Annotated in this window: 1 rRNA gene; it reads left to right on the plus strand. The window is 43.4% G+C overall.

Going from position 1 to position 486, the window contains the following annotated elements:
- Window positions 1-394: 394 nt before the first annotated feature.
- Window positions 395-486 (plus strand): 5S ribosomal RNA (rrf, locus tag EDI28_RS28225); the annotation flags it as partial.

Raw genomic sequence — 486 nt, forward strand, 5'->3', positions numbered from 1 at the left:
TAAAACTTTATGACTCCATAACTTTTAGACCGTGAGGCCAAACTTACTTTATGACTCCATAACTTTTAGACCGTGAGGCCAAACTTGGCATGTGATACCTTTACGGAAAGCCCAAAGACAGCCCTCCGACGAAAGAAGCAGGACAATGGAACTTCTCCATTGACKTTTTGTCGACCCCAAATTTTGACCTTTAAGTACTTTTTCGGGCATTTTCGTGATTTGGGCTATATTACGGACCCAAAATTACTTGTTCAAGCATTGTTTTCGAATTTTTTCATGCATCAAAGCTCGTTAAGACTAGATGGGGTATCCCTACATAGCGGGTGGGACCCACGGCGAATGGTTCATCAWGTCTTCAAAAAAGAATATATACGATTGCATTGCATATACTAACGGATGCGATCATACCAGCACTAATGCACCGGATCCCATCAGAACTCCGCAGTTAAGCGTGCTTGGGCGAGAGTAGTACTAGGATGGGTGACC

This window comes from Photobacterium chitinilyticum, assembly GCF_004104355.1.
Taxonomy (GTDB): domain Bacteria; phylum Pseudomonadota; class Gammaproteobacteria; order Enterobacterales; family Vibrionaceae; genus Photobacterium; species Photobacterium chitinilyticum.